This is a genomic window from Streptomyces alkaliterrae, from assembly GCF_007097205.2.
GTDB classification, from domain to species: Bacteria; Actinomycetota; Actinomycetes; order Streptomycetales; family Streptomycetaceae; genus Streptomyces; species Streptomyces alkaliterrae.
The window spans coordinates 1-3,084 of record NZ_VJYK02000453.1; the positions used below are offsets into that span (position 1 = coordinate 1).

Sequence of the window (3,084 nt, forward strand, 5' to 3'; positions counted from 1 at the left end):
CGGCCCGTCCGCCCCGGCTCATCGCTCCCTCCTCCGCCCCGCGCTCTCGGCAGGTTGCGGGTCACGCCCCGCCGACGGCGGGCGGCGGGGCTCCCGCCGTCCATTCCATGGCATCCGAGACCGCCCATCCCCACCTCACCCGTGGCGGGGGAGGCCTGTGACCGGCCGCCCCACGGCTGTGCGCCCGCGCTCACAGCAGGCCGAGGTCCCGCGCTCGCCGGACCGCGTCGGTGCGGCGGTGCACGGCGAGCTTCCGGTAGACGCCCTTCAGATGGGTCTTCACCGTGTTGACCGAGACGTACAGATCGGCGGCGATCTCCTCGGTGGACATCAACCCCGCCAGCCGCCGCAGCACCTCGACCTCGCGCCCGCTCAGCTCCTCCAGGACCGGCGGCAACGGTTCCGCCCCGCCGCCGGGTGACCCGCCGGCCGGCGCCGTTTCCGAGGAGAGCCAGCCCGCCGCCAGCTCCCGTGCCGACGGGGTCGCCAGCAGCGGACGGATCCACGGGCGGGCGTCGAGGAACGGACGTCGCAGCCGATCACCACGCGCCGCCAGAAGCGCATGGGCGACCAGTCGCCGGGCCGCGCCCACGTCCCCGGCGTCCCGCGCGATCCGAGCCCGCGCGAGCGCCGCGCGGACCGTCACCGCCGGCCCGCCGCGCCGCGTCCCGTCGAGGCCGTCGAGCAGTTCGACCGCCCACGCCGCGCGCCCCGCCGCCGCCAGCACCCCCGCGGCCTCCGCCGCCGCCATCGGACCCTCCTGCGTTACCTCGGCGAGCACCCGGACCGCGTCCTCCGGCCGCCCCTCGGACAGATGGCCGGCGGCCCTCACCAACGACCGGTGACTGGTCACCCAGGGCGACTCCGTCGCCGCGGACGAGGACCACCCGGCCGCCCGCGCCGCGTCGCGCGCCCTGCCGCGGCCCAGCAGCAGCCGGGCGGTGACGAGGGCCTGTTCGGCCGCCGCCACCGGGTCCTCGGAGGAGGAGCGGGACCGGGCGGTCTCGTCCAGCAGCTCCCGCGCCCGTCCCAGCTCGTGACGTTCGACCGCCACGGCGGCCAGGACCAGCCGCCCGACAGGAGGGCGCGACTCCTCGGGCAGGCTGAACCGCTCCGCCTCGGACGCACCGGCCAGTACCCGGCGCTCAGCCCTTCCAGGCCAGCCGTCGAGGAGGTCGATCAGCGCCAGGTGGCCGACCGAGTCCTCCCGCGGCAGCGCGGTCGAAGCACCACCCGGCCCCTTCGCGGCCGCGCCGAGCGCCATGCCCGCCTCCTCGAAGCGTCCGGCCCACAGCCGTGCCGAACCCAGGTGGGTGAGGAGCAGCGCGGTCATCTCCGGATGCTTCTCGACCAGCGGCCGGGGCAGCTCCCGGAGCAGTCCGTCGGCGGCCTCAGCCGCCTCCTCGGCCTGGTCGGGGGAGCCCGTCAGCCGGGCGGTCAGCACCTCGAGCAGCGCGCAGCCGAGCCGCGCCGCCGTCTCGGGCACGGGCTCCGGGACGGCGTCGGGCCGGGCCGCCTCGGTCCGGTCCGGGGCGGTCAGCCGCGCCTCGGCACGCCGCAGGCGGGACGTCCCGTGCCGGACGTCGCACCGGGCGAGGTCGAGCGCGGCCCTGACGAGGTCCGCCGCCGGGCTTGTCGCCCCGGGCTCCATTCCCGAGAACAGCTCGCTGAGATCCGTCGCACGCAGCCCCGTCAGCAACTGCCCGAGTGCCAGTTCACCGACCAGCGTCTCCGCGGCGAAGTCCCACTCGCCGGCGGCTGCGCCGTGCGCCAGCGCGGCCCGAAGATCTCCCGACCGTCGCAGCCAGTGAGCGGCCCGCCGGTGCAGGTCGGGCTCCAGACCGGGCCGCCGCAGACGCAGGTGCGCCCGCAGGATCTCGCCGAAGAGCGGATGGAACCGGTACCACGCATGGCCCAGGTACTCGACGAACGCGTTCTCCCGGTGCAGGCCGACAAGCAGCGCCTCGGCGTCCCGCCGCGCGGTCAGCGCGTTCGCCTGGTCCGGGCAGAACCGGTCCAGGACGCTCAACCGCAGCAGGACGTCCTGGACGTCGGCCGGCTGCCGGGCCAGCACCTCCGCCGACAGGAAGTCGGCCACCGGGCTCCGGTTCGCCTCGAACTCCTTCAGACAGACCGCCGGATCCGAGGTGCCCGCCGCCGCCACGGCACACAGCCGCAGCCCGGCCGCCCAGCCCCGGGTCCGCTCCACCAGGTCGTGGCACACGTCCGCCGGCAGGCTCAGCCCGTGCAGCCCGAGCAGCGCGGCGGCCTCCGCCGCATCGAACGCCAGATCCTCGGCGCGGATCTCGACCAGCTCACCCGCAGCCCGGTAGCGGTGCAGCGGCAACAACGGCTCCACACGGGCCAGGAGCACCAGACGGAGGCCCGCCCCGGCGTGGCGCAGGACGAACTCCAACTGCGCGGGGACCTCCGGGCCGGTCACCCGATCGAACTCGTCGATCACCACGACCAGTGGCTCGCTGCGGCTCTCCAGGTCGGCCGCCAGCGCCGCCAGCAGCCTCCGGTCGACGTCGGCGGCGTCCGCCGGGGCCCCGACCGCCTCCGCCGCGGGGCTGCCGCAGCCGTCGAGAGCGTGCAGCAGATAGGTCCAGAAAACGCCGGGGCGCCGGTCCTCGGCCTCCGCGTTCAGCCACGCGACGGGCCGGTCCAGGCCGGCCACCCAGTCAGCCGCCAGCAGGCTCTTGCCCGCGCCCGCCGGGCCGTTCACGACCGTCAGCGGGGTGTGCGGGGCCGCGTCCAGCATGCGCAGCAGCCGGGGCCGCCGCAGGTGGGTCGGGGGGAGCACCGGAGGGGTGATCCGGGTGTGCAGCAGCGGGGCGCCGAGGGGATCGGTGCGCGGCCAGCTCGGAACGGTCGGTCCCCGAGCGTTGTCGCCCATCTCTACCAAGGCGCTCACCCCCGGTGGTGGTCACATCCAGACGTGGGCGGTGCGGAGGCGGGGCGCTCCCCGCACCTTCAGCATCGCAGCCATCCCCCACCACCGCGCGCCGTGCGCGTGCCGCCGCGCGGCGGCACGCGGCGGCACGCGCGAGCGTCGCCCCCATCTCCCGCAGGACGGAAGCC

Annotated in this window: 1 protein-coding gene; it reads right to left on the reverse strand. The window is 76.4% G+C overall.

What is annotated here, in order from left to right:
- Positions 1-190: 190 nt before the first annotated feature.
- Complete coding sequence (locus tag FNX44_RS25455; RefSeq protein ID WP_143651336.1) at positions 191-2,899, reverse strand: helix-turn-helix transcriptional regulator; 2,709 nt, start codon at positions 2,897-2,899, stop codon at positions 191-193.
- Positions 2,900-3,084: the final 185 nt, after the last annotated feature.